This window comes from Streptomyces sp. 891-h, from assembly GCF_022760275.1.
Lineage (GTDB): Bacteria > Actinomycetota > Actinomycetes > Streptomycetales > Streptomycetaceae > Streptomyces > Streptomyces spirodelae.
The window spans coordinates 6,902,711-6,927,106 of record NZ_CP050693.1 but is presented as its reverse complement, the minus strand read 5'-3'; the positions used below and the strand labels follow the sequence as shown (position 1 = coordinate 6,927,106).

The window sequence follows — 24,396 nt, the reverse complement described above, 5'->3', positions numbered from 1 at the left end:
GGGAGGGAGCCCGGTCGTCGTACGGCCAGCGGCAGTTCGCATACCTCCCGGGGAGTACGGGAGGGGATGCCCGAGTGCGACGTGGGGAGGCGGTGGGGGTGCCGTCCGGCCGCGTCGCCCCGGCTCATGGGGCCTGGCGACGCGGCCGGAGACGTGCGGGATCAGACCCGTCAGACCCGGGGTGAGGCGGTGACCGAGTAGTGCTTGTAGCCGTCGCCGTCGTTGTTCCAGTTCAGCTTCCAGGCACCGTCACCGAGTGCGTAACGGGAGATGGCGTGCCGGAAGGTCGGGGTGGTGTAGGAACCGTCACCGGCCTCGAGCCGGCCTTCGATACCGAAGTCGCGGTAGGCGCGGATCGGGTCCGGCGCGCCGGAGACGCTCTTCTTGAGGTAGACGCGGAACTTCGCGGCGTCGAAGGTCAGGTAGGGAGCGCTCCCGTGCGCATCGGGCATGTCCCAGCTCAGCTTGGCGTAGCTGTAGATGTAGCCGCCGGACCGGTACGAGCACATGGTCGACTTCAGGATCCAGTTGTCCGGCCACGGGCCGGTGTACCCGCGGTCGTCCACGGACTTTTTGGTGGTGTTGCAGGACGCAGCCGTGGCCGGGGTGGCCGTGACGACCGCTGCGCCCGCGAGGGCGGCGAGGCAGGTCGTGGTGACCGTGGCTCTGCGCAGGAAGGTGCGCAACTGTACAACTCCTCATTCTCCGCACGAGGGTGCGGCGTGGATGGGACAGGACGACCGCGCCCCGGTGCCGGCACCTGTGCGCGGACGCCGGGATCGTACGTACGCCGGCCGCTGCCCCGCCTCGTGCATCCGAGGCGGGCGACTGTGCATGTGAGGCGCCCGCCTCGGAGCCCTGTCACGCCCCTGGCGCCACCGGATCCGGTACGGCGGTCACCGGGACCCGCCCGGCGGCCACCAGCAGCCACAGCGCCTGGTACCGAGCGGCTCCCTGCTCCCCCAGCGGCAGCCTCAGCCGCGCGCCCAGCGCCGACAGCCGGGCCGCGAGGGTGTTGCGGTGCATCCCCAGTGCCTCGGCCGTCGCGCCCGCACGGCAGTCGTGCGCGAGCCAGGTGGCCAGCAACCGCTGGGCGTCGCCCTCCTGCTCCAGCAAGGCCAGCTCGCGCTTCGCCCAGTCCACGACCTGGTACTCGCGCAGCAGTGCCCGCAGTACAGGAGGTGCCTGCGGTATGTGGTCCGGCGGCACCGGCAGGTCGGTGAGCTGGAAGGCGAGATCCGCCACCGCGCGGTGTGCGACCTGCCGGTGATCCAGTCCCATGGCCTCGAGCACCAGCCGGAGCCGCTTGTTGGCCGTTGTGCGGTCGACGCCGAGCAGCCGGCCGGCGCGCAGCGCCCCGTACGACAGCGCGCGGCGAGCGGTCGGTACCGCCTGTGACCGCTGTTCCTCCGTGAGCTTCCGCAGCCCGACGCAGACCTGGTGGGACCACGAGCGCGCCCGCGGGGACAGGAACGCCAGGAGTGAGGACTCGCCGGGGTCCCGGGCGATCCCCCCGGGTTCGTTCCGGGCGGCCGCCAGCGCCCGTGTCGCGGCTTGGTAGGCCAGTGCGGTCTGCGACCACGGCCGTGGCCCGGATACACCGGCGAGGTGTCCGGGGGTCCTCTCCACCACCCGGCGCAGCCGGGCGGACGGTTCCCCGCCGTCCGGGTCGTGCGGGACCAGCACGATGACGTGCCGGGGGTTGGCCGGGCACGGGACGACCAGCCCCCGGTCGCCCACCGCCTCTTCGCAGGCGGCGACGGTCTCCGTGAGGTCCTTTCCATTGGCGCTCTGCACCACGGTCACCACACCGCGGGCGGCGGCCAGCACTTCGCCGACGCTGTACTCGGCGGCTCCGAGCCGTGCCAGCGGTTCGGCGACGCGTACCGCGCCCTCCCAGTTCCCCAGCATGAGGTACTGCAGCACGGACACCCGGACGCCTCGCAGCGCGGTGCGCAGCACCTCGCGGTTCCGGCGGTGTCGTGCCGAACAGTCCAGCAGCGCCACCTGGCCCGCCGTGTGGGCCAGCAGCTGACGCAGGTGCGGCGGCCAGTCCCCGGGTCTGAGCGCGGCCAACACCGGGTGCGGCCGGTCGCGTCCCACCGCGTGGAGCAGCAATTCCTGATCACCGAACGGCACGGCGGCCGCTCGTACCCGCCCGCACCGCACCTCCTCCAGCGTCCCCGGGTGCTCTGCGGCCAGCCGGTCCCACTCGGCCTGCCCCGGCTCGACCAGCGTCAGCGGGCCGCCGGTCAGCGCTGCCACCTCCCGCAGCAGCCGCGCCGGACCCTCCGCCTGCTCCGCGAGGGAGCTGGAGAGCGCCAGCACACGTGCTGTTCGGCGGGTGTGCTCCCGTTCGGCCGTCAGTTGCCTTCGCAGCACTCGGCGCAGGGTCTCCTCGGCGTCCCAGGGACCCGCAGGCACCAGGAGCGGCAGCCCGGCCGTCCGGGCGGCCTCCTCGGCGGCGGGAGTCGCCGCGGGTGCGAGCGCCACCGCGACCACTCCCGCGGCGAGGAGTCCCCTCAGCGCCGTCCCGGCGCACTGCGGCCCCGCGCCGTCGGCGGGGCCGGTGGGCAGCACGGCCAGCCCCGCCCGCGCCCGGGGAGTGTCCGTCGGCAGCCGCCAGCGCGCATCGCACACCACCACGTCCTCGACGTGCTGCGCCATCGTCCGTGCCGCCGCCTTCGCAGGCTGCTGGGGCTGTTCGGGCCGTTCGGGCTTTTCCGGAAAGCGCAGTATCGGGTGGGGTCCGGTGGTCAGGTGGCGGAGATTCAGCATGTGGTGAGGAGGAGAGGAAGGGGCCGGGTGTGGGACCCGTGGATGCTACCCGTTCGGTTTCACACCACACGTACTTGCTTGGGTCACCGGTCCGGCCACCGGTCCCTCACTTCGCGGCGCATGCACACCCTGGGCCAGCGGTCCAGACCGGCTGTTGACTCTCTGGCGCGGATCTCCCGCAGCCCGGGGGAGAGTTCACGCGTGTCCAGGGTGCGGAAGCCCAGCCGGGCGTAGTAGGGCGCGTTCCAGGGGACGTCGGTGAACGTGGTGAGGGTGAGCGCCGGCATCCGTCCGGCAGCCGCCCGGTCCGCGAGGTGGTCGAGGAGGGAGCGCCCGATGCCGCGCCGGGCCTGGTCCGGGTGTACGGAGAGCTGCTCGATGTGCAGGCAGCCGTCCACCGGTTCGGTGAGCGCGTAGGCGACGGCCGGGCCGCCCGCGGCTTCGGTGACGACCCACAGCCCGTCGGCCTCCGCGTACTCGCGCAGGCACTGGACCGAGGGCGGCTCGTCGTCGGCTATCTCGTCCATCCCCAGGTCGCGGAACCATCGGCCCGCCGCGCGCTCGATCGCCTGGAGCCTGTCGAATTCGCGGGCGGTACCCGCTCGGATTCGCATGGGGGTCATCCTCCCAGCGCCCCGAGCGGGTCATCGAGCACCGGTTGCCAGGCCAACTCGGCGGCGCCCACCAGGGAGTTGTGCTCCAGCTCGCTGGGCAGTACGGGCACGCTGCCGCTGCGCCCCCACAGGCTGCGGTCCGCGACGACGCCGCACAGCCGTTCGCCGTCGGCCTCGACCAGGGCGCGGTGCAGTCCGGCGAGCACGATCCGGTCGGGGTTGAGGATGTTGACGAGCCCGGCCAGACCGAGCCCCAGCCGGTCGATGAGGTGGCCGGTCGCCGCGCGGACCGCGGGGTCGGTGGCGTACTCCGTACGGATGAGTTCGGCGGCCTGGGTCAGCAGGGAGCCGGTGGTCTCGGCCGTGCGTCCCGCGGCGTCGAAGAGGGCGACCGGGTCGGTCTCCACGTCCAGGCAGCCTCGGCTGCCGCAGTGGCAGGGGCGGCCCTCGGGGTCCACGGTCAGATGGCCGACCTCCATCGCGAGGCCCGAACTCCCGGTGTGCAGACGCCCGTCCAGGACGAGCGCGCCGCCGACGCCGTGGTGTCCGGTGCCGACGACGAGCAGATGGCGGGCTCCGCGTCCGGCGCCGTGCCGGTGTTCGGCCAGCGCCGCGACGTTCAGGTCGTTGGCGGCGAAGCCGGTGACCACGGGGCCGTACGCGCGGCCGGTGACACCGGCTTCGGCCAGGCAGGCCCGGAAGGTGTCGCGGACCGGGGCGCCCGCCTCCCAGGCGAGGTGCAGCGGGTTGAGCGCGGTGCCCTCCGGCTCGGCGACGGCCGAGGGTACGGCGAGCCCCGCGCCGACGCAGCGGCGCCCCGTGCTGCGCAGCAACTCGGCGCCCACCTCGACGACTTCGCTGATGACCTGTGCGGGGTCGGCGTCCACGGTGCCGCAACCGGGCGCGGTGGCGACGATGCGCCCGCCGAGACCGACCAGCGCCGCGCGGTAGCCGTCCGCGTGGATCTGCGCGGCCAGCGCCACGGGTCCGGCGGGATCGATGGCGAGCCGGTGGGAGGGGCGGCCGTGGCTGCCGACGGGAGCGGTGGGGTGGGCGTCCACGGTGATCAGCCCGAGGGCTTCCAGCTCGGCGGCGACAGCCCCGGCGGTCGCGCGGGTCACGCCCAGTTCGGCGGTGAGCACGGCGCGGGTGGGCGCCTGCCCGGTGTGGACCAACTCCAGTGCGGGCCCGAGCGCCGAACGCCCTCTCTCCAACCTTGTTGTACGCGTCTGGGTCACGCCTCTATTCTCTCTTTGTGCCGACACTAAACAAAATACGGTCGGCGCTCGCCGGTGCAACGGGGCACGGCGGCCGGTCCTCCGCCGCCTCCCACCGCCCGGACCTGCGCCGCTTCCGCTACGCCCTGACCGCCTTCTTCGCTCTCGATGGTTTCCTCTTCGCCGGATGGGTCGTCCGGATTCCCGCAGTCAAGGCCCAGACGGGCGCCTCGGCCAGCGCACTCGGCCTCGCGCTGCTCGGCGTGTCGGCGGGAGCCGTGGCCACCATGATGGTGACCGGACGGCTGTGCGCCCGCTTCGGCAACCAACCCGTCCTCCTCGCCTGCGGTTTCCTGCTGCCCCTCAGCGTCGCACTCCCGCCGCTCACCCGCTCGGTACTCGCGCTCGGACTGGTCCTGCTGGTCTTCGGTGCCGCCTACGGCGGGATGAATGTCGCCCTCAACAGCACAGCGGTCGACCTGATCGCCGCACTGGGCCGCCCCGTCATGCCCGGCTTCCACGCCGCCTTCAGCCTCGGCGGCATGCTCGGCGCCGGTCTGGGCGGGCTGCTCGCCGGAGAGTTGGGCCCCACCCCGCACCTGCTGCTGCTCGCCGGAGCCGGACTGCTGGCCGCCGCTCTCACCGCCCGGCCGCTGCTGCGCTTCCACCTGCCGGTGGCACGGCGTGCGGAGCCGGTAGAAGAGCGTACGGGGCCGGTGACCCCCTCAGGCCACGACGCGGGCACCGGTCACCCGCGGGCCGGGACCGGGGCCGAGGCTGCGCGGACCCGCGGACTGGTCGCCGTACTGGGGCTGATCGCGCTGTGCACCGCGTACGGCGAGGGGGCGCTGGCCGACTGGAGCGCGCTGCATCTGACGGACGATCTGGGAGCGAGCGCGGGCCTGGCCGCGTCCGGCTACTCCGTCTTCGCCGGAGCGATGACACTCGGACGGCTCTCGGGGACCACGCTCGTCGAGCGGCTGGGCCCCGTACGGGTGCTGGTCGGTGGCGGGGCACTGGGCTGCTGCGGGATGCTGCTGGGCTCGCTCGCGCCGTCGGTGTGGATGGCGCTGGGCGGCTTCGTGCTGACCGGCCTGGGACTCGCCAACGTCTTTCCCATCGCCATCGGGCGCGCCGGGGACCTGGCGGGGCCCCGTGGCGTCGCCGCCGCGTCCACCTTCGGGTACGGCGGAATCCTGCTCGGCCCGGTGGCCATCGGCTTCCTGGCGGACTGGTTCTCGCTCGAGGCCGCGCTGCTGACGGTCGCGGTGCTCGCGGCGCTGGCGTCGCTGACGGCCGCGGTGACACGGCGGGCGGTGCTGCCGGAGGGGTGACGGTGGCAATGGCGGTGGCGGGGGCAGGGGCAGGGGCAGGCAGCGACGGTGGCGGTGGCCGTGGTCGTGGCCAGAATTTTGCGCTTGTCGTCGGTCAGGCCAATGTTCTGCCGCTCCCCCGGCGCGCAGAGTGGTGCCCATGAACGACACATGGACGCTGGACCGTACATTCGAGAGCTCGACCGGAACGGTGCGCTGGGCCGTCCTCGGCGACCCGGCGTCGCCGCCGGTGGTGCTGCTGCACGGGACGCCCTGGTCCTCCTACACCTGGCGGAACGTGGCCCGCGCGCTGTCGGCGGAGCACCGGGTGTACGTGTGGGACATGCCCGGGTACGGAGCCTCGGCGAAGTACGAGGGGCAGGACGTCACCCTCGGGGCACAGGCCCGGGTCTTCACCGAACTCCTGGCGCACTGGGGACTGGAGCGGCCCGCCGTACTGGCACACGACTTCGGCGGCACGGTGGCCATGCGGGCGCATCTGCTGCACGGAGCGGCCTACGAGAGGCTCGCCCTGGTCGACGTCGTGGTGGCCTTCGATTCCTGGGGCTCGCCCACCTACAAGCTGATGGGCGCGCACCCCGACATCTTCAGCCGGCTGCCGCCCGCGCTGCACCGCGCCCTGGTGCGTGAGTACATCTCCTCCGCCAGCGCGCGCGGCCTGCACCCCGATGTGCTCGACCAACTGGCCCGGCCCTGGCTGGGCGAGGAGGGACAGCCCGCGTTCTTCCGGCAGATCGCGCAGAACGACCAGCGCTGGACCCGGGAAGCCGAGGAGCGCTACGGCGAGACCGCGGTGCCGGTGCTCGTCTGCTGGGGCAGCGACGACGCGTGGATCGCGTCGGACAACGCGCGGGAGGTCGCAGCGCGCATCCCCGGGGCCCGGCTGCGGATGATCGAGGGCGCGGGCCATCTGGTGCAGGAGGACACTCCGGCGGAGCTGACCGCGGCACTGGTGAGGTTTCTGAGCGAGAAGTGATTACCAGGCAGTAATGACCGGTGCTACCGTCCCGTCATGGCCAACCCGCTGCGCACCCCGAAGGGGCTCTCCCGGGCCCTGAACTGGTATCCGCCGTACCTCTTCGCGGGCATCCGCGTCCTGGAGATCGCCGAGGACTGGAGCAGCGCCCGGGTACGGCTCAAGCTCGGCCGACTGAACCGCAACTACTTCGGCACCCAGTTCGGCGGCTCGCTCTACTCGATGAGCGACCCCTTCTGGTGCCTGCTGGCGGTCAACCGGCTGGGCCGGGACTACGTGGTGTGGGACAAGGCGGCGGAGATCGAGTTCGTCTCCCCCGGCCGCGGTGACGTCTACACCGAGTTCACGCTGGCCGAGGACCGGCTGGAGGAGATACGCGCCGCGACGGCGGACGGCTCCAAGGCACTGCCCTGGTTCGAGTCGACAGTCACCGCGGCCGACGGCACGGTCGTCGCCCGCGTCCGCAAACAGCTCTACGTACGCCGCAAACGGGACCGGTGACGGCCGCAGGCGGACTCCGGACGGCTCAGCCGAGCCAGCCCGGCCGCACCAGTCCCGACTCATACGCGAGGACGACGAGCTGGGCGCGGTCGCGGGCGCCCAGCTTGACCATCGTGCGGCTCACATGGGTCTTGGCGGTCAGCGGCGAGACGACCAGCCGGCGGGCGATCTCCTCGTTGGAGAGCCCTATGCCCACCAGTGCCATCACCTCCCGCTCCCGCTCGGTGAGTTCGGCCAGGCCCTCGACTCCTGCGGGCTGCTTGGAGCGGGCCGCGAACTCCTCGATGAGCCGCCGGGTGACCCCGGGCGAGAGCAGCGCGTCCCCGCCGACCACCGCCCGCACGGCCCGCACCAGTTCCTCCGGCTCGGTGTCCTTGACCAGGAACCCCGACGCCCCCGAGCGCAGCGCCTCGAAGACGTACTCGTCGAGCTCGAAGGTCGTCAGCATGACCACCTTCACCTCGGTCAGCTCCGGGTCCGAGGTGATCCGGCGGGTGGCGGCCAGACCGTCGACGAGCGGCATCCGGATGTCCATCAGTACCAGGTCCGGGGCGAGTTCCCGTACCAGCGCGACCGCCTCCTCGCCGTCGGCCGCCTCGCCCGCCACCTCGATGTCGGGCTGCGCGTCCAGCAGTGCGCGGAAACCGGCGCGCACCAGGACCTGGTCGTCCGCCAGCAGCACACGGATCACGAGTCCGCCTCCGTCTCCTCTTGTCTCTCCCCGCCCGGCGCGTCCCGCGGCCGGGGCCGTCACTGTAGCGGCGCCCGGTTCTCACCGGAGCGCAGTGGAATCGTCGCCCTGACCCGGAAGCCGCCGTCGGGGCGCTGTCCCGCCTCGACCGTGCCGCCGAACGCCGCTGCCCGCTCCCGCATCCCCACCAGCCCGTTGCCGCCACCGGTCGGCCCGGCGCCGGTGGCCGGCCCCTCGTCGTCGACGAGCAGCTCCAGCACATCGGCACCGTAGCGGACACCTACGCGGGCGGTGCGGGAGCCGGAGTGCCGCACGATGTTGGTGAGCGCCTCCTGGACGACGCGGAACGCCGCAAGGTCCGCGCCGGGCGGCAGCGGCACGGGCGTGCCCTCGGTCCGCGTTGTGACCCGCAGCCCGGCGCTCGCGGCCTGCTCGGTCAGCTCGCCGAGCCGGTCCAGTCCAGGCGCCGGGGCACGCGGCGCCTCGCCCTCACCCGACGCCCGGAGGGTGGCGAGCACCTGCCGCACCTCCCCGAGCGCCTCCTTGCTGGCGGACTTGATGGTGGTGAGCGCCGTCCGGGCCTGCGCCGGGTCGGAGTCCAGCAGCGCGAGCCCGACGCCCGCCTGCACATTGATGACGGAGATGCTGTGCGCCAGTACGTCGTGCAGCTCGCGGGCGATCCGCAGCCGCTCCTCGTCGGCCCGGCGCCTGGCCGCCGCCTCTGCCTCCCGTTCCCTGCGCTCCCGCTCGGCGCGGCGCACCCGGGCCAGTTCGCCCGCCGTGCACAGCGCCACCATCCATACGGCCATGAACAGGTCGGTGCCCCAGGCCCCCGGCCCGTCCCTCTGGGGCGGGAGCCAGCGGTAGAAGGTGTGGGACGCCAGCAGCTGGCCGCACCACAGCACCCCCAGCGCGCCCCAGGTCGCGTACCGGTACCCGGCCACGAGCGCGGCGAACCCGGCGACCACGACGCTGACCAGCACCGGCCCATAGGGATAGCCGGCGGCCAGATACCCCAGCGTCACCGCCGACGTGCCGAACACGGTGGTACGGGGATACCGGTGCCGCAGCAGCAGAAGGAGCGGCCCCAGCGTCAGCAGGACTCGCGCCGCGACGTCCGGGGCAACGGTGTCCGCCCGCTGGTTGTGCGCCGCGAAGCCCGTGCCGACCTGCTGGAAGACGAGGATGGCGAGCGAGGAGGGCCACGGAATGCGCCGCGCTGCCGGGGCCCGCCCGAACCCGCCCCACCACGGGGGGAACGGGGGCCGCCACGGGCCGAACGGCGGCAGCCTCCTTCCGGCACCGGCCGGGCCGGGCGGGTCGGATGGGCCGTGCGGGTCGGCGGAGGGCGGCGTGCTGGTCACATCCCTCACGCTAGCCCGGTACTTGCCGCGCGGCGTCAGCCGAGCGCGGTGCGCGCTGCTACTCCCCGGGGAGTATCAGCGGCGGAGGCCCACCTGGTCGGCCAGGCGCTCGACGGCATGGTCGAAGAACGCGTCGCGGGCGTCGACGACATTGGTGAACTGCCCGAACAGCTCGAAACTGATCAGCCCGAACAGCTGCGACCAGGCGGCGACCGCCTCCGCCGCCACGGCCGGCGGCAGTTCCACACCGATGCGCTCGACCAGCAGCTCGGCGTCCTTCAGCACGGCCTCCGGGGCCGCGGCACCGGATGCGGGCTCGCGAAGCGCTCCACTAGAGTGCGCGTCCCGCAGGACCGACAGCAGGGCCAGACCGACCCGGGAGGCCGGCCCGGTGGTGCTGGCCGGCGCGGCGTAGCCGGGCACGGGTGAGCCGTAGATCAGCGCGTACTCGTGCGGATGCGCCAGCGCCCAGGCACGCACGGCCCGGCAGACGGACCGCCAGCGGACGAGATGCGAGTCCGCCGCCGATTCCGCCTCGGCGAGCGCCGCCTCGGCCGCCGCACCGACCGCGTCGTAGGCGTCCGTGATCAGCGCCGTCAGCAGGTCGTCACGGCTGGGGAAGTACCGGTAGAGGGCCGACGAGACCATGCCGAGCTCGCGGGCCACGGCGCGGAGGGAGAGGCGGGACGCGCCCCCGTCCGCGAGGTGGCGGCGCGCCTCGTCCTTGATCGCACTGGTGATCTCCCCGCGGGCCCGCTGCCGGGCGTCCTGAATCCTGCTCGTCATGGAGAGCAGTGTCTCAACTCGGAGAGCGGTGCTCAAGAACGGGAGCGCCGCACGTGAACGAGAGCGGTGCTCGCGAGTCAGATCGGCACTCGCTTCCAAGAGCGCTGCTCTTGCATTGGAGCACCCGGGGTGCAACACTGCTCCACGGAGAGAGCAGTGCTCTCGGAGCGGATCACCGCTCCACCCGCCAGCCGCCCCCTATGGAGGAAACCGATGTCGACCACGCCGTACGTCAAGCGCCCCGGTTGGTTCACCAACAAGATGCTGAACCCCCTCGTCTCCTGGTTCTCGCGGCGAGGGGTCAGCGTGGCAGGGTCGGGCGTACTCGCGGTCAAGGGGCGCAAGAGCGGCGAGTGGCGCCGCACCCCGGTCAACCCGCTCCACCACCGAGGCGAGATCTACCTGGTGGCCGCCCGCGGGCATGTGCAGTGGACGCACAACATGCGCGCGGCGGGCGGCGGCGAGATGTTCCACGGCGGCCGCGGGCGGCGCTTCTCCGCAACCGAGGTGCCCGACGGTGAGAAGCCGGAGATCCTGCGGGCCTATCTGCGCAAGTGGAAGTGGGAGGTCGGGGCGTTCTTCCAGGGGGTGGGCCCGGACTCCTCCGACGAGGAGCTGCGCGCCGCGGCCGGACGCCACCCCGTCTTCCGGCTCACCTACCTCGACTGACCCGCGGAAGGGCTCATGGAAGGCTCGCGAGAGGTGCTCGCGGTAGGGCAGCAGGGCCCGCGAACGGTCGCGAGGGCTAAGCGGGGCGCCGGGGCGCCGCCTCCTCGCCGCTGCTGCCGCCTGCCTCGTCATCGCCGTCGGCACCGGTCCCGGCCGTGGCCGCGCCGTCAACTGCCGCCTCTCGTCCGGCCTCCCGGCGGTCGAGGGTGTCCAGCGCGCGGCGGGCGACGGGGTGGACGCGGACGACCTCGGCGAGCGAGGTGGCGCCGCGGGTGAAGCGGGCGAAGACGTTCCAGGCGGGGCGGAACCCGGTGAGCGCGGCGTGGAAGAGGCCGGGGCGGCGCGAGAAGATCCGCAGCAGCCGCCGTCCCACCCCCATCTCGACGCCGAGTCCCGCCTTGACGGCGAAGGCGTAGTTGAGGGCCTGCCGCCGTGCGTCGACCGCGTCGTGCGACTCGGCGATCCGTACGGCCCACTCGCCCGCCAGGCGCCCGGAGCGCAGCGCGAAGGAGATGCCCTCGCGGGTCCAGGGTTCCAGCAGCCCGGCCGCGTCGCCGCAGACCAGCACCCGGCCGCGGGAGAGCGGCGAGTCGTCGGCGCGACAGCGGGTCAGATGGCCCGAGGAGACGCTGGGTTCGAAACCGGCCAGGCCGAGGCGTCCGATGAAGTCGTCCAGATAGCGCTTGGTGGCCGCGCCCTCGCCACGGGCCGAGATGACGCCGACGGTGAGGGTGTCGCCCTTGGGGAAGACCCAGCCGTAACTGCCGGGCAGCGGGCCCCAGTCCACCAGAACGCGTCCGGCCCAGTCCTCGGCGACGCTCTCCGGTACCGGGATCTCGGCCTCCAGGCCGAGGTCGACCTGGTCCATCTTGACGCCTACGTGCGCCCCTATCCGGCTGGCGCTGCCGTCGGCGCCGACGACGGCGCGGGCCAGCACGGGCTCCTCCTCGCCGGCGAGGACGACGGCGACCGTGCGGCGGTCGGGCACGGCGGGTCCGTGCTGCTCGACGCGGGAGACCATGACCCCGGTGCGTACCTCGGCGCCGGCCTTGACGGCGGACTCGACCAGGCCGTTGTCGAACTCGTCCCGGTTGACGAGGCCGAAGAGCATGGTGCGGGAGCGGCGGGTGCGGGTGAGCTTGCCGTTGAGGGTGAAGGTCACGGCGTGCACACGTTCGCGCAGCGGCAGGTCGAAGCCGGGGGGCAGCGCGTCGCGGGAGGGGCCGATGATGCCGCCGCCGCAGGTCTTGTAGCGGGGCAGTTCGGCCTTCTCCAGGAGCAGTACGCTGCGGCCCGCGACGGCTGCGGCGTAGGCGGCCGAGGCTCCGGCGGGTCCGGCGCCCACCACGACGACGTCCCAGACGGGGCGGTCCTGGGCCCCGTCGGCCGCGGACTCCTCGGCCGGGCTCTCGACGGGGTTCTCCGTTCCGGATTCCGCCGCCCGGCCCGTGCCTGCGTGCTCCGCGGGTTCGACGTCTTCGTTCCCGGCTGCCTGCTCGCTGCTCACGATGTGTTGTGCTCCCGCTTGACCTCGGCTTACGGATGGCCCACCGCATCCTACGGGCCCGCCCATGTGCGATACACATGTCTCCGTACACGTGTGCCAACGTCGCGCCCACAAGGAGCGTTCCCCATGCAGCAGCCTTCGTCCGACCCGACGGCTATGCCTTCCTCGCCCGCTTCGCCTGCTTCGTCCGCGTCTTCCGGTTCCTCGGTCTCCGACGTGGCGGCGACCGTCGCCTCGCTGATGCCGCGGGCGAGGACCGAACTCGCCGAGCTGGTGGCGTTCCGGTCGGTCGCGGACCCGGAGCAGTTCCCCCGGAGCGAGTGCGAGGGCGCGGCCGACTGGGTCGCCGAGGCGCTGCGCGCCGAGGGCTTCCAGGACGTGGCGGCTCTCGACACCCCGGACGGCACCCGGTCCGTCTACGGCTACCTGCCGGGACCGGAGGGAGCGCCGACGGTGCTGCTGTACGCGCACTACGACGTACAGCCGCCGCTGGACGAAGCGGCCTGGCGCACCCCGCCGTTCGAGCTGACCGACGGCGCGGACGGGCGCTGGTACGGCCGGGGTGCGGCCGACTGCAAGGGCGGCTTCATCATGCACCTGCTCGCGCTGCGTGCCGCCAGGGAGAACGGCGGCCTGCCCGTCTCGGTGAAGATGATCGTGGAGGGCTCGGAGGAACAGGGCACCGGCGGTCTCGAGCAGTACGCGCGGCAGCACCCCGAACTGCTGGCCGCCGACACCATCGTGATCGGGGACGCCGGCAACTTCCGCTGCGGGCTGCCGACCGTCACCGCCACCCTGCGCGGTATGACGCTGCTGCGCGTACAGGTGGACACGCTCGAAGGGAACCTGCACTCGGGTCTGTTCGGCGGCGCGGCACCCGACGCGCTGGCGGCGCTGCTGCGCACCCTCGACTCGCTGCGGGACGCCGAGGGCAACACCGTCATCGACGGGCTCGACGCGGATGCGCGGTGGGAGGGCATGCCGTACCCGGAAGAGGATTTCCGGCGCGACGCCAAGGTGCTGGACGGGGTCGGTCTGATCGGTGACGGCGCCGTCGCCGACCGGCTCTGGGCGCGGCCGGCCGTGACCGTACTGGGCATCGACTGCCCGCCTGTCGTGGGCGCCACCCCCTCGGTGCACGCGTCGGCCCGCGCGCTGATCTCGCTGCGGATTCCGCCGGGCACGGACGTCGAGAAGGCCATCGAGCTGCTGATCGCGCATGTGGAGTCGCACGTGCCGTGGCAGGCCCGGGTCTCGACCGAAGTGATCGGCAAGGGCCAGCCGTTCAGCGCGGACACCTCCAGCCCGGCGTACACGGCGATGGCCACGGCGCTGAGCGCCGCGTACGACAGGCAGGAGATGCAGGTCGCCGGGATGGGCGGCTCGATCCCGCTGTGCAACGCGCTGGACGCGCTCTACCCCGACGCCGAGATCCTGCTGATCGGGCTGAGCGAGCCCGAGGCGCAGATCCACGCCGTGAACGAGAGCGTGGACCCGCGCGAGCTGGAGCGGCTGGCGGTGGCCGAGGCGCTGTTCCTGCGCGGCTACGCGGAGCAGACCACCGGAGCCTGACCATCAAACCCGTGGCGGTAGGCGCGGCAGCTGCGTTCCGCGTACAGGAGTCGCTCCGCGGGCGTCAGCGCAGCAGGCGTCCCGAGCCGGTGGCCCCGGTCGGGACGCCGCCTTCCAGGTAGAGCGGATGTCCGGCCCTGCGGGCCCGCAGGGCGCAGCGCAACCGCTCAAGACGCACCGGAGGCAGCAGTTCGGCGGCTTCCTCCTCCGTGACGAAGCGCCAGCCGCGCAGTTCGGCGCTGGGCAGCAGAAGCGCCGCTGCTTCCTCGGCCGCGAGCCGTCCGCCGTCGAAGAGCAGCCGCATCCCGCCGAACCCCGGCGGGTGCGGCGGCTCCCAGTCGACGACGAGCAGCGCGAGTTCCCCTTCTCCGGCCAGCCGCAGCCCCAGCTCCTCGAACACCTCCCGCACTCCGGCCGCGCTGGGGGCCTCGCCCTGCTCGACGACGCCGCCGGGGAACTCCCAGCCGGGCTTGTAGGTGGGGTCGACGAGCAGGACCCGGTCCCGGTCGTCGAACAGCAGAATCCCGGCGGCGACCGTCTCGGCCGTCGGCTCGGGCGTCTGCACGATGTCCACCGCGCCCTCTCCCGCGCTGATCACCTCGGCGAGACGCTGGGCCGTGCCGCGCGGGGTGAGGTGGGTGGTGTCGATGGTGTGCGCTTCCGCGGTGATCCAGGGCAGCGCCTCCCGGTACGGGCCCAGGTGGCTCAGGCACCACGCCCGGGTGGCGCCGCCGTCCGCGGCGGCGCGGGTGTCGATGCGTTCGCGCAGTACCGCCTCCTCGGCGTGCAGCAGCAGGTGACGTACGGGTATGCGGCGGGCGGCGAAGGCGCCGAACATCTCGTCCCGGTACTCGCGCCGCAGGAGCGTCATCGGGGTGATCAGCGGGCCCGGGACCTCGTTCAGCAGAGCGGCGGCCGTGTCCACCACGAGCCGCCGCCATGACCGCAGGTCCTGGAAGTCGGTTATCTGCGCGAGCCGTTCCTTGGGCAGCATCCAGCGCAGTTCGGCGCCGATGACCTCGGGATCGTAGAGCGTGCTGCCTGGCAGCAGGTCCAGGAGTTCGTACGCCGCGGTGGTCTTGCCCGCGCCGAACGCGCCGTTCAGCCAGACGATCACGGTGTTCCCCCCTCATCCGTTTCCCCGTTCAGTTGCCCGCATCACCCGGTGCGGGAAACGCGCCGGGTCGGCTCTCCCGGCGCGGAAAGAGGCACGGCGCCCGCGCCCCGGCGCGTTCGGCAGGCGCGTGCGACCCCTGGGGGGATCCGGAACGACCGGAGGGGGATCAGCTCGGGGTCCAGCCCGGGTCCCGCCCTGTGACCATCAGCAGCCGCTCGAAGGGGGTGGCGTCGGGCGGCGGCGGGATCTCCTCACCGAACGCGCCGGCCTTGCGGGCCATGGGCGCCATCTCCTCGAACCCGGGGGCGACCTCACCGAGCGCGGCCGGATCGGGGCGGTAGTCCTGGCCCGTGGCGCGGGCCAGGTCCCAGCCGTGCACGACCAGATCGCCCATCACCATGTGCGCGACCGTGCGCTGCGGCAGGCCCATGCCCTGGGAGACGCCTTCCAGCGCGTCGGGCGCCGACCACGCCTCGGCCAGTTTCACCGTCTCGTCGCTGAAGCGGGTACGCCAGTCGCCCTCGAGGTAGTCGGGGGTGGTGCTGAAGTCGGCGGTTCCCCGGGCGGCCAGCGCCTGGAAGCTGACGACGACGTGGAAGAGGTGGTTGAGCAGTGCCCGCACGTCGTACTCGGCGCAGGGCGTGGGCCAGGAGAGCTGCTCGTCCTTGACACCGCGGATGACGGGGTCGGTGGCGCGGGCAGCGCTGTCGATGAGGGGAGAGAGTGCGTTCGCCATACCGTCACGCTATGCCGAGCCACCCGCCGCGACTTGAAGAAACGCGACATAGGATTCCCGTCATGGCAGGTCACAGCGACCGCGGCGAGAGCGGCACAGCCGGGTGGACGGTGCCTGGCGACGCCGACGACACCGGCGGCACCCGGCGGCCCGGGAGCCCGGAGGGCGGCACCCGTCCGCGCCGGGACACCTCGGGGGCCGGTCCGCGCCGGGACACCCGGGGGATCGTGCTGGCCCCCGACCTGCTGGCGCGGGTCCGCTTCCGCCGCAGGCTCCCGGCAGAGCCGCTCCGCCGCTGGGTAGAGCACTACTGGCTGATCGACTGGGACCTCCAGGAGCCGTACGTGTCCCAGGTCGTCCCGCATCCCTGCGTCAATCTGGTCTTCGAGCGGCGCGGTCCGGCCGGACTCGCGCCCGGCACCGGGCTGGTCGCCGGGGTCGGCACCGGGGTGTTCACCACCAAGCTGGAGGGGACCGGCAGGGTGTGCGGGGTGCAGTTCCGGCCCGGCGGCTTCCGCCCCTTCCTCGCCCAGCCCCGCCCGCTGTCCACGCTGACCGGCCGCCACCTCCCCCTCGACGAGGCGTTCGGCACCGGAGGAGACGCCACCTCCCGCGTCCTCGGCCCCGGCCTGGAGGACGACCGGGTGGCGGCACTCGACGCCTTCCTGCTCGCCCTCTCCCCCGCCCCCGACCCGGCCGCCGACCGGGCCATGGCGCTGGCACACCGGGTACGTGCCGACCGCTCCGTACTGCGCGTCGAGCGCCTCGCGGCGGACGCGGGCATGTCCGTACGGACCCTCCAGCGGCTGTTCGGCACCTATGTGGGCGTCACACCGAAGTGGACGATCCTGCGCTACCGCGTGCACGAGGCCATGGAGCACGCCACCGCGCACCCCGGGACGGACTGGGCCCGGCTGGCGGCCGAACTCGGCTACAGCGACCAGGCGCATCTGGTCCGCGACTTCACAGCCGCGGTGGGCGTCACGCCGTCCGCGTACGCCCGCGCCGCAGCGCAGGCCGCGCCGGTGCGTGACGTCGAGCGGGGGCCGGGCGACGAGGAGACGGTGCCGGGCCGGGCACCGTCATGACGGAAGGTTCTCCCGTCCTGGACTCGTCGGCTCCCCGGTGAGCCGGTGCAGGGTGAAGCGGGCGGTCTCCCGCAGCCCGTCCCACAGGGTGGCGCCCAGGTGCGAGGCGATGCTCGTGGGCAGGCTGAGCAGCGCGTACGGGGCGAGCGAGGGAGTGAGGCCGGTGCCGATCGCGGGGGCGGCGGCCTCGACCGCCGGCGGGGTGGCATCGGGCGGCGCGGCGGCGGTGCCGGCCGCCGTCGGAGCGGCGGCGTCGGCCGCCTCCGTGCGGCCCACCGTGCCGAAGCGGCGCTGACGCTGCTGGTACAGCTCCACGGCGTGCCGGAAGTGCGCCGTGCGGAAGTCGGGCCACAGCACGTCGAGGAAGACGAGTTCGGCGTAGGCGCAGTGCCACAGCAGGAAGTTCGACAGCCGGTGCTCGCCCCCGGTGCGCAGCAGCAGGTCGACGTCGGGCAGTTCGGGCAGCAGCATGTGGCGGGCGAGGTTCTCGTCGGTGATCTCCTCGGCCGGAACCTCCTGGAGGAGGAGGGAGCGTGCGGCCTCGCACAGGTCCTGGCGGCCGCCGTAGTTGAACGCCAGGCTCAGTTGCAGCGTGCTGTTGTCGCGGGTGAGTTCCTCCGCCTCCCGCAGCCTGTCCACCACCTCGGCGGGAACGCGGGGGTCCGTACGGCCCAGCAGGCGCAGCCGCACGCCGCGCTCGTGCAGGCTCCGTACTCCCCTGCCGATGACGTGCTGGGCGAGGAAGCGCACCAGGAAGCTGACCTCTTCCTCCGGGCGCGACCAGTTCTCCGTGGAGAAGGCGAACAGCGTCAGCCACTCGACCTCGTGCTCCAACGCGCCGTCCACAACCGCTTCGAGGGCAGCGCGTGCGGCCATATGGCCGTGGGTGCGCTCCAGCCCGCGGTGCTGGGCCCAACGGCCGTTGCCGTCCATGATGCAGGCGACATGCCTGGGGGGAACCCCGAGTGTCATCGACTCTCCAGCGCGCACATAGAGCGACTATTCAAATCCGGAGAGTGCATGCCCGGGTGCGGGTGCTTGTATCCCTTCGCCGCGGCACTCTCGGAGAAGACCGGCCGGGCTCCCCGGAGGGCACCGGCCGGCCGGTGCCGCGCGGAGCCCCTCGGAAGGTGTGCCGGGCGCCCGATGTGGTTACCCGCCGGGCTGCGGCGTACTGGAAACGCCGCAGCTTGGAGACAGCGGCGCCGCCGGTCGGCGAAGTGAGCCGGCCGGACGGCGCCGGACAACCGGAATCCCTGCCACCGAGGAGGCCGGAAGCCCATGTCAGCACAGCAGCCCGACGCGCTCCCGCTGCCCGACTACGACCAGTTGCCGGCCGGGAGTGTGGAGCACCGGATCAGGCCGCTGCGGAGTGGCGAGGTGCGGCAGCTCCTGGAGTACGAGCAGGAGCACGCCGACCGGCCGCAGGTGGAGCAGATCCTGACCGCGCGCCTGGACCAGCTCGAATCCGGTGCCGAGCCCTCCGAGGGCGACCCCGGCGCTGCGGGTCCGGACATTCCGTCCGACACCCCGGGCTCCTCCCCCGTCTCCCCGGCGAGCGCGGCCGAACCGGAGGAGCCCCTGCGCCACGGCAAGCACGAACTGTGACTCTCAGGCCACCTGCAGCCCCAGCAGCTGCCAGCCCGCCGCGGCCGCCCCGATGAGGCCGGCGTCGGTGCCGGTGGCTGCGGGGGCCAGGGTGAGGCCGTGGAGGTAGGGCAGGGTCGCGTAGCGCTTCAGCTCCGCGCGAAGGGGGTCGAAGAGGACCTCGCCGGAGCGGGCCACCCCGCCGCCGATGACGGCGATCTCGAGTTCGACCAGGGCTGCGGTGGCCGCGATTCCGGCGGCGAGGGCGCGGGCCGCACGTTCGAAAGCGGCGCGGGCCGGTGGATCACCGGCCCGCGCCGCCGCGGCGACGCCCACCGCGGTGGCATCCTGGCCGGGTCCGGGCCGCCAGCCCGCCTCCCGGGCGCGGCGGGCGATATTGGTGCCGCTGGCGATGGTCTCGACACAGCCGCGCGAGCCGCAGGGGCACGGGTCGCCGTCCATGTCGACGCTGATGTGCCCGATGTGACCTGCGTTTCCGGTGGGCCCCGAGTGGAGCGAGCCGCCGAGGATGAGTCCCCCGCCGACACCCGTGGACACGACCATGCACAGTGCGTCTGCGCGGCCCTTGGCGGCGCCCTGCCAGTGTTCGGCCGCGGCGATGGCCGGGCCGTCGCCGATCAGTGAGACGGGCAGGCCGCTCACCCGTTCGCGTACGTCGGCGACGAGCGGGTGGTCGCGCCAGGCGGGGATGTTGACCGGGCTGACGGTGCCCGCTTTGGCGTCCACCGGTCCGGCGCTGCCGATGCCGACGGCCCCGACGCGGTACCAGTGGGGCGTGGCGGTCAGTTCGCCGAGCACCCCGTCGACCGCTGCACCCAGGCGCCCGGCGCTCTCCCGCGCCGGGGTGGGCCGCTGGGTGCGGGCCAGGAGTCTGCCGCCGCTGTCCACCAGAGCACCCGCGATCTTGGTACCGCCGATGTCGAGCGCGGCGACGAGGTCGTTGGGCATGGGCAGTTGCTCCTGCACGTGCGGCGGGCGGACCCGCACGGTGCGCGGGATTGCCCGCTCAGTTTCGCAAGAGTCGGGGGATCTGACAACGTTGTCCAGACCGGTGGCGCCACCGCCGCTATGCTGCTCCGTATCGCGATCAACGACAAGGACTCCGACCGTGGCCGCCGACGTCTCCGACACCGCCGATCCCGCACGTCCCCCGCTCCCCACGAGCCCCCGAAGTGCGGGTGCGCGCCGTGGCGGACCACGCCATGCGGGCCGCCCGACGATGAAGGACGTGGCGGCGCGGGCCGGCGTCGGCCTCAAGACGGTCTCCCGCGTCGTCAACGGCGAGGCGGGCGTCTCCAGCGACACCGAGCGACGGGTGCAGGAAGCCATCACCTCGCTCGGCTTCCGGCGCAACGACAGCGCACGGGTGCTGCGCAAGGGCACCACGGCCAGCATCGGGATGGTTCTGGAGGATCTGGCCGACCCGTTCTACTCGCCGCTCAGCCGCGCGGTTGAGGAGGTGGCCCGGGCCCACGGCGCGCTGCTGATCAACGGGTCCAGCGCGGAGGACCCGGAGCGGGAACAGGAGCTGGCACTGGCGCTGTGCGCCCGCCGGGTCGACGGCCTGGTGATCGTCCCGGCCAGCGACGACCACCGCTATCTGGAGCCGGAGATCGCCGCGGGGGTCGCCACCGTCTTCGTCGACCGGCCGCCGGGGCGGATAGCTGCCGACCTGGTGCTCTCGGACAACTTCGAGGGGGCGCGCGCGGGGGTCGCCCACCTGATCGCGCACGGGCACCGGCGGATCGGCTTCATCGGCGACCGGCCCGGCATCCACACCGCCGAGGAGCGGCTGCGCGGCTACCGGACCGCGATGGACCAGGCAGGGCTGCCGGTGGCGGACTCCTGGATGGCCCCGGGCAGTACGGACTCCGCCCGGGTACGGGCGGACGCGGCGCGCATGCTGGACGGCGCCGACGGCACCGAACCGGTGACCGCGTTCTTCTCCGGCAACAACCGGGTGACCGTCACGCTGGTGCGGGTGCTGGCGGCGCCCGAGCGGCGGGACCGGCCGGTGGCGCTGGTCGGGTTCGACGACTTCGAGCTGGCCGATCTGCTCTCGCCGCCGGTCACGGTCGTCGCCCAGGACCCGGCGGACCTCGGCCGCAGCGCCGCCGAGCTGCTGTTCAGGCGACTGGACGGGGCCGACGACGAGCCCCGCACGGTCTCCCGTCCGACGACGCTGATCGCCCGCGGCTCGGGCGAGATCCCCCCGCACGAGCGGTAGCCCGCAGCTCCGGTCACCGCGTGGACGGCACCGTCGGCTGCGCCCGGAAGATGCCAACTCCCGTGCTTAAGTGGGTTCATGGCTGACGAAACCCCGGAAAAGACCACCACAACGGACCCCGCGCCCGCGGGCCCCTCCCCTGCCGCGTCCACCGCCCCCACCGCACCCGACGTGCTCACCACCGCACCCGGTTATCAGGTGCGACGTCTGCATCAGGCGTATCTGGCGGTGTGGTCGCGCCACGTCGGCCAGACGCTGACCGGACCGCAGTTCGCGGTCCTGACGACCGTACGGGCCCACCCCGGCCGGGACCAGAGTTCGCTCGCCTCCGCCGTGGCACTCGACACCTCCACCATGGCGGACTTGGCGCGGCGGCTGGAGAACCGGGGGCTCCTGGAGCGCAGAACGGCGGCCTCGGACGGCCGCCGCAAACTGCTGCACCTCACCCCGGAGGGTGAACGCGCGCTCCGCGAAGCCGAAGGCAGGGCCCGCGCTCTGGACGACCGGCTGCTGGCCCGGCACGCGCCCGGGGGCCGCGAACGGCTCCTGCACGAGCTGACATCGCTGGCCGACGAATGGGAGCGACTGGGCGCCGACTCCTAGGTGCGCCATCTGCTGCGTGTGCCGTCCGAGGGCAGCGGTTCCTCGCGGTCAGATCTGGCGAGCGCGGGACGCGAGGCGATCGGCGAGCGCCGTGACGAGGTCGCGCAGTTCATCGGGGCGTTCGATGACGAACGGCCGGTCGAGTGCGGCGAGGAGGGGAGGCAGCCAGTCGAGCCGCTCGGCGCGCAGCTCGACGCGCAGCCAGCGCTCGCTCGCCCGGTCCTGGCCTGCCGCGGGCTCGGGTTCCTCCAGGTTCGCGACGGCGGCGGGGAGGTGGGCGCGGACCTGCTCAACTGTCCCGTGGATACGCAAGGTCACCTCGTGCCGGTACTCGGCCGTGGCGAACCCTGACAACACGCGCTGTGCCGGACCGGGCCCCATGGGCGCTTCGAACGAGCCGGGCAGCACCCGCGCGTCCGCGATGCGGTCGAGCCGGAAGGTCCGGTCCTCGCGGAGCCGGGCGTCCTCGCCCGTGACGTACCACCGGCCCGCGTGGGCGACGATCCCGTAGGCGTGCAGGGTGCGTTCGCTGCGCCGTCCGTCGCGGTCGGTATAGCGGATCGAGACCGGACGGTGGTGGCGCACCGCATCGGCGAGGGTGAGCAGGACCCCGGAGTCCGGGGTGCCGGACTCCGGGGGCTGTTCCGTGAAGGCGAGGGATTCCAGAAGGGTGTCGAGCCGGCGGGCGATGTGCTTGGGCAGCACCCGCCGGATCTTCGCCGATGCCGTCTCGTTCGCCGTGTGCTGCGCGGTCGTCAGCCCTGCTCGGCGGCCGGCGACCAGGCCGAGCAGCACGGCCAGCGCCTCGTCGTCGCTGAGCATGAGCGGGGGCAAGCGGTACCCGGGAGCGAGCCGGTACCCGCCGTAGCGGCCGCGCACCGACTCCACGGGCACGTCCAGGTCGATCAGCTGGTCCACATAGCGCCGCACGGTGCGCCCTTCGACGCCGAGCCGGTCGGCCAGTTCGGCCACCGTCCGGGTGCCGCCCGACTGCAGCAGCTCCAGGAGCGTCAGTACACGGGCAGTGGGTCTGGGCATGTTCCGCAGCCTAACCCGAATACCGGACCGGTTCTGTCCACTATTTCTCCTAGCCTGCGACGTGCACGCCTCCAGCACAGCCAAGGAGATTCCCATGGAGTTCGTCTCGATCCGCATCATCACCAGCGACGTAGCGCGCCTCGTCGAGTTCTACGAGCGCGCCACAGGGGCGCGGGCGACGTGGGCCACCGGAGAATTCGCCGAGCTCAGGACCGCGGGCGCCACCCTCGCGATCGCCGGCACCAGCACGGTCCCGGTGTTCGCGCCGGGCTCCGCACGCGCGGCGGACAACCAGAGCGTGATCACCGAGTTCCTCGTCGACGACGTGGACCGCGTTCACGAGAACCTGACCGGCTTCGTCACCGACTTCGTCGCCAAGCCCACCACGATGCCCTGGGGCAACCGGTCGCTGCTCTTCCGCGACCCCGACGGCAACCTCGTCAACTTCTTCACCCCCGTCACCCCGGCGGCCATCGAGAAATTCGCACGCTGACACGCGCGCCGGTGTCGTGAGCCACGACAACCACGGGCGGCCGCGCGAGACCTGGGCGGCCGCCCGTGGAGCGGGGTCGCGGACGCGCGTCAGCGGCCCGCGAGGCGGTCGAGCGCGGCGCGGTCCAGGCCGGAGACCTCCGCCACCTCGGTGCTGTCGAGCGCGCCGCAGTCGAGGCCGCGCAGCAGATAGCCGCTGAGGGCCCGCGCTGTGGCCGGCTCGTCCATGACGTCACCCTGCGCGTCGCCCACATAGGCGGCGAGCCGTTCGCCCGCGCGCCGCATGCCCTCGCGGTAGAAGGCGTACACGGCGGCGTAGCGGGTGGGCAGGTGGCCGGGGTGCATGTCCCAGCCCTGGTAGTAGGCGCGGGCCAGTGAGCGCCGTACCAGGGAGTGGTGGAGCCGCCAGGCGTCGTGCACCTGCGCCTGGTCGCCGGTGGGGACGATATTGGTGGAGCCGTCCGAGAGCCGGACTCCGGTCCCCGCCGCGGCCACCTGCATCACGGCCTTGGCGTGGTCGGCGGCCGGGTGGTCCATCGCCTGGTGGGCCGCTGAGACTCCGCACGAGGCGCTGTAGTCGAAGGTGCCGTAGTGCAGCGAGGTGGCGCGCCCCTCGGCCGCGTCGATCAGCCGGGCGACGGTGGCCCGGCCGTCGGCGCCGAGGATGGACTGGGTGGTTTCGATCTGGATCTCGAAGCCGATACGGCCCGCGTCGAGGCCGCGCGCCTTCTCGAACTCCTCGCACAGCCGGACCATCGCGGTGACCTGCTCGGGGTAGGTCACCTTGGGCAGCGTCAGAACCAGCCCGTCGGGCAGCCCGCCGGCCTCCATCAGTCCGGTCAGGAACAGGTCCAGGGTGCGGATGCCGCGGTCGCGGACGGCAGCCTCCATGCACTTCATCCGGATGCCGGCGTACGCGGGTACGGGCCCCTCGGCGCCGTCGGCGAACGCGTCGGCGATCAGCTTCGCGGCCCGGACGGCGGCGGCGTCCTCCTCGTCGTCGGGCCGGGCGCCGTAGCCGTCCTCGAAGTCGATGCGCAGGTCCTCGACGGGTTCGCGCCGCAGCTTGTCCTGGATACGGGTGTGGACCGGCCCGGCCAGTTCCTCGTCCATCCCGAGGACGCGGGCCAGGGACGCGGCGTCGGGCGCGTGGGCTTCGAGCAGCGCGCGGGCGGCCTCGCCCCACTCCCGTACGGTGCCGGGCGTAACGGTGTCGGCGGGCACATAGACGGTGTGCACCGGCTGCCGGGTGCCCGGGTCCCCCGGGTAGCGCCGGGCGAGTTCGGCGTCCACCGGCTCCAACAGCCGGGAGACCCCCTCCAGTACGCCGCTGCCCAAGCTGGTCCCGTCCGTGACGCGCTGCGCCATCTGTACTCCCTCTGCCGCACTCCGACCCGAAATCAACAAAACGTTGAAGCCGGTGCCGTGACGCTAATGGGGGCCTGACCAGCCAGTCAAGGGTGGCCCCCGGGAACGGT

Annotated in this window: 24 protein-coding genes; 10 read left to right on the top strand and 14 right to left on the bottom strand. The window is 73.1% G+C overall.

The genetic code is table 11. From position 1 onward, the window contains the following. Nucleotides 1–170 precede the first annotated feature (170 nt). From HC362_RS30640 to HC362_RS30625, 4 genes are all read right to left on the bottom strand, one after another. On the bottom strand, nt 171–686 hold the full coding sequence (locus tag HC362_RS30640) for a hypothetical protein (RefSeq protein WP_243087450.1): 516 nt from the start codon (nt 684–686) through the stop codon (nt 171–173). Between the two features lie 175 nt (nt 687–861). Beyond that, nucleotides 862–2,778, bottom strand: a complete 1,917-nt coding sequence (locus tag HC362_RS30635) for a helix-turn-helix domain-containing protein (protein WP_243087449.1) — start codon at nt 2,776–2,778, stop codon at nt 862–864. A gap of 83 nt (nt 2,779–2,861) precedes the next feature. Continuing rightward, nucleotides 2,862–3,392 (bottom strand): GNAT family N-acetyltransferase, encoded by a 531-nt coding sequence (locus tag HC362_RS30630; RefSeq protein ID WP_243087448.1) that lies wholly within the window; start codon nt 3,390–3,392, stop codon nt 2,862–2,864. A 5-nt stretch (nt 3,393–3,397) separates the two neighbouring features. After that, a complete protein-coding gene (locus tag HC362_RS30625; protein WP_243087447.1) occupies nt 3,398–4,630 on the bottom strand; it encodes an ROK family protein in 1,233 nt (410 codons plus the stop codon). A gap of 17 nt (nt 4,631–4,647) precedes the next feature. Between HC362_RS30625 and HC362_RS30620 the strand changes: the two genes are divergently transcribed. The 3 genes from HC362_RS30620 (at nt 4,648) to HC362_RS30610 (ending at nt 7,420) form a co-directional block, all read left to right on the top strand. Further along, entirely contained in the window at nt 4,648–5,943 is a 1,296-nt protein-coding gene (locus HC362_RS30620) for an MFS transporter (RefSeq protein ID WP_243087446.1), read from the top strand. Between the two features lie 139 nt (nt 5,944–6,082). After that, a complete protein-coding gene (locus HC362_RS30615; RefSeq protein WP_243087445.1) occupies nt 6,083–6,919 on the top strand; it encodes an alpha/beta hydrolase in 837 nt (278 codons plus the stop codon). A 36-nt stretch (nt 6,920–6,955) separates the two neighbouring features. Further along, complete coding sequence (locus HC362_RS30610; RefSeq protein WP_243087444.1) at nt 6,956–7,420, top strand: DUF4442 domain-containing protein; 465 nt, start codon at nt 6,956–6,958, stop codon at nt 7,418–7,420. A gap of 25 nt (nt 7,421–7,445) precedes the next feature. Here the strand turns inward: HC362_RS30610 and HC362_RS30605 are convergent, their stop codons facing one another. The 3 genes from HC362_RS30605 to HC362_RS30595 all read right to left on the bottom strand — a co-directional run bounded on the left by HC362_RS30605 (nt 7,446) and on the right by HC362_RS30595 (nt 10,261). After that, nucleotides 7,446–8,111: a response regulator transcription factor gene (locus tag HC362_RS30605; RefSeq protein WP_243087443.1), complete on the bottom strand. Its 666-nt coding sequence runs from the start codon at nt 8,109–8,111 to the stop codon at nt 7,446–7,448. Nucleotides 8,112–8,170: 59 nt separating this feature from the next. Further along, nucleotides 8,171–9,475, bottom strand: a complete 1,305-nt coding sequence (locus HC362_RS30600) for a sensor histidine kinase (protein WP_243087442.1) — start codon at nt 9,473–9,475, stop codon at nt 8,171–8,173. Nucleotides 9,476–9,550: 75 nt separating this feature from the next. Further along, nucleotides 9,551–10,261 carry a WHG domain-containing protein gene (locus HC362_RS30595; RefSeq protein ID WP_243087441.1) on the bottom strand — a complete coding sequence of 237 codons (711 nt, stop codon included), beginning with the start codon at nt 10,259–10,261 and terminating at the stop codon, nt 9,551–9,553. Nucleotides 10,262–10,474: 213 nt separating this feature from the next. Here HC362_RS30595 and HC362_RS30590 point away from each other — a divergent pair, with 213 nt between their 5' ends. Beyond that, nucleotides 10,475–10,930 carry a nitroreductase family deazaflavin-dependent oxidoreductase gene (locus tag HC362_RS30590; protein ID WP_243087440.1) on the top strand — a complete coding sequence of 152 codons (456 nt, stop codon included), beginning with the start codon at nt 10,475–10,477 and terminating at the stop codon, nt 10,928–10,930. Between the two features lie 76 nt (nt 10,931–11,006). On the opposite strand, the gene HC362_RS30585 is transcribed toward HC362_RS30590, so the two are convergent. After that, nucleotides 11,007–12,278, bottom strand: a complete 1,272-nt coding sequence (locus HC362_RS30585; RefSeq protein ID WP_243088886.1) for a geranylgeranyl reductase family protein — start codon at nt 12,276–12,278, stop codon at nt 11,007–11,009. 315 nt (nt 12,279–12,593) lie between these two features. On the opposite strand from HC362_RS30585, the gene HC362_RS30580 reads away from it, so the two are divergent. Continuing rightward, nucleotides 12,594–14,009, top strand: a complete 1,416-nt coding sequence (locus HC362_RS30580; protein WP_243088885.1) for a dipeptidase — start codon at nt 12,594–12,596, stop codon at nt 14,007–14,009. 64 nt (nt 14,010–14,073) lie between these two features. Here the strand turns inward: HC362_RS30580 and HC362_RS30575 are convergent, their stop codons facing one another. Further along, nucleotides 14,074–15,126: an NUDIX hydrolase gene (locus HC362_RS30575; RefSeq protein ID WP_243087439.1), complete on the bottom strand. Its 1,053-nt coding sequence runs from the start codon at nt 15,124–15,126 to the stop codon at nt 14,074–14,076. A gap of 166 nt (nt 15,127–15,292) precedes the next feature. Next, nucleotides 15,293–15,862, bottom strand: coding sequence for a TIGR03086 family metal-binding protein (locus HC362_RS30570; protein ID WP_243087438.1), 570 nt, complete (start codon nt 15,860–15,862; stop codon nt 15,293–15,295). Nucleotides 15,863–15,924: 62 nt separating this feature from the next. On the opposite strand from HC362_RS30570, the gene HC362_RS30565 reads away from it, so the two are divergent. Beyond that, entirely contained in the window at nt 15,925–16,950 is a 1,026-nt protein-coding gene (locus HC362_RS30565) for an AraC family transcriptional regulator (RefSeq protein ID WP_243087436.1), read from the top strand. On the opposite strand, the gene uppS is transcribed toward HC362_RS30565, so the two are convergent. Continuing rightward, nucleotides 16,945–17,922, bottom strand: a complete 978-nt coding sequence (gene uppS, locus HC362_RS30560; RefSeq protein WP_243087434.1) for a polyprenyl diphosphate synthase — start codon at nt 17,920–17,922, stop codon at nt 16,945–16,947. The two genes, HC362_RS30565 and uppS, sit on opposite strands and share 6 nt — an antisense overlap. Nucleotides 17,923–18,231: 309 nt before the next feature. On the opposite strand from uppS, the gene HC362_RS30555 reads away from it, so the two are divergent. Further along, nucleotides 18,232–18,558: a hypothetical protein gene (locus HC362_RS30555; RefSeq protein WP_243087432.1), complete on the top strand. Its 327-nt coding sequence runs from the start codon at nt 18,232–18,234 to the stop codon at nt 18,556–18,558. Nucleotides 18,559–18,561: 3 nt separating this feature from the next. Here the strand turns inward: HC362_RS30555 and HC362_RS30550 are convergent, their stop codons facing one another. After that, nucleotides 18,562–19,506, bottom strand: a complete 945-nt coding sequence (locus HC362_RS30550; protein ID WP_243087431.1) for an ROK family protein — start codon at nt 19,504–19,506, stop codon at nt 18,562–18,564. A 271-nt stretch (nt 19,507–19,777) separates the two neighbouring features. On the opposite strand from HC362_RS30550, the gene HC362_RS30545 reads away from it, so the two are divergent. Beyond that, a complete protein-coding gene (locus HC362_RS30545) occupies nt 19,778–20,785 on the top strand; it encodes a LacI family DNA-binding transcriptional regulator (protein ID WP_243088884.1) in 1,008 nt (335 codons plus the stop codon). A 78-nt stretch (nt 20,786–20,863) separates the two neighbouring features. Next, nucleotides 20,864–21,388, top strand: a complete 525-nt coding sequence (locus tag HC362_RS30540; RefSeq protein ID WP_243087429.1) for a MarR family winged helix-turn-helix transcriptional regulator — start codon at nt 20,864–20,866, stop codon at nt 21,386–21,388. A 48-nt stretch (nt 21,389–21,436) separates the two neighbouring features. On the opposite strand, the gene HC362_RS30535 is transcribed toward HC362_RS30540, so the two are convergent. After that, a complete protein-coding gene (locus tag HC362_RS30535) occupies nt 21,437–22,426 on the bottom strand; it encodes a YafY family protein (protein ID WP_243087427.1) in 990 nt (329 codons plus the stop codon). 94 nt (nt 22,427–22,520) lie between these two features. On the opposite strand from HC362_RS30535, the gene HC362_RS30530 reads away from it, so the two are divergent. Further along, nucleotides 22,521–22,919 (top strand): VOC family protein, encoded by a 399-nt coding sequence (locus tag HC362_RS30530; protein ID WP_243087425.1) that lies wholly within the window; start codon nt 22,521–22,523, stop codon nt 22,917–22,919. Nucleotides 22,920–23,008: 89 nt separating this feature from the next. On the opposite strand, the gene HC362_RS30525 is transcribed toward HC362_RS30530, so the two are convergent. Beyond that, nucleotides 23,009–24,286, bottom strand: a complete 1,278-nt coding sequence (locus HC362_RS30525) for an aldolase/citrate lyase family protein (protein WP_243087423.1) — start codon at nt 24,284–24,286, stop codon at nt 23,009–23,011. Between the last annotated feature and the right edge of the window lie 110 nt (nt 24,287–24,396).

Bases quoted from the DNA above. Each gene is read 5' to 3' on its own strand.
- HC362_RS30635 (WP_243087449.1), bottom strand. From the start codon at position 2,778: ATGCTGAATCTCCGCCACCTGACCACCGGACCCCACCCGATACTGCGC.
- HC362_RS30630 (WP_243087448.1), bottom strand. From the start codon at position 3,392: ATGCGAATCCGAGCGGGTACCGCCCGCGAATTCGACAGGCTCCAGGCG.
- HC362_RS30615 (WP_243087445.1), top strand. From the start codon at position 6,083: ATGAACGACACATGGACGCTGGACCGTACATTCGAGAGCTCGACCGGA.
- HC362_RS30610 (WP_243087444.1), top strand. From the start codon at position 6,956: ATGGCCAACCCGCTGCGCACCCCGAAGGGGCTCTCCCGGGCCCTGAAC.
- HC362_RS30595 (WP_243087441.1), bottom strand. From the start codon at position 10,261: ATGACGAGCAGGATTCAGGACGCCCGGCAGCGGGCCCGCGGGGAGATC.
- HC362_RS30590 (WP_243087440.1), top strand. From the start codon at position 10,475: ATGTCGACCACGCCGTACGTCAAGCGCCCCGGTTGGTTCACCAACAAG.
- HC362_RS30580 (WP_243088885.1), top strand. From the start codon at position 12,594: ATGCCTTCCTCGCCCGCTTCGCCTGCTTCGTCCGCGTCTTCCGGTTCC.
- HC362_RS30570 (WP_243087438.1), bottom strand. From the start codon at position 15,862: ATGGCGAACGCACTCTCTCCCCTCATCGACAGCGCTGCCCGCGCCACC.
- HC362_RS30565 (WP_243087436.1), top strand. From the start codon at position 15,925: ATGGCAGGTCACAGCGACCGCGGCGAGAGCGGCACAGCCGGGTGGACG.
- uppS (WP_243087434.1), bottom strand. From the start codon at position 17,922: ATGACACTCGGGGTTCCCCCCAGGCATGTCGCCTGCATCATGGACGGC.
- HC362_RS30555 (WP_243087432.1), top strand. From the start codon at position 18,232: ATGTCAGCACAGCAGCCCGACGCGCTCCCGCTGCCCGACTACGACCAG.
- HC362_RS30550 (WP_243087431.1), bottom strand. From the start codon at position 19,506: ATGCCCAACGACCTCGTCGCCGCGCTCGACATCGGCGGTACCAAGATC.
- HC362_RS30545 (WP_243088884.1), top strand. From the start codon at position 19,778: ATGAAGGACGTGGCGGCGCGGGCCGGCGTCGGCCTCAAGACGGTCTCC.
- HC362_RS30540 (WP_243087429.1), top strand. From the start codon at position 20,864: ATGGCTGACGAAACCCCGGAAAAGACCACCACAACGGACCCCGCGCCC.
- HC362_RS30535 (WP_243087427.1), bottom strand. From the start codon at position 22,426: ATGCCCAGACCCACTGCCCGTGTACTGACGCTCCTGGAGCTGCTGCAG.
- HC362_RS30530 (WP_243087425.1), top strand. From the start codon at position 22,521: ATGGAGTTCGTCTCGATCCGCATCATCACCAGCGACGTAGCGCGCCTC.
- HC362_RS30525 (WP_243087423.1), bottom strand. From the start codon at position 24,286: ATGGCGCAGCGCGTCACGGACGGGACCAGCTTGGGCAGCGGCGTACTG.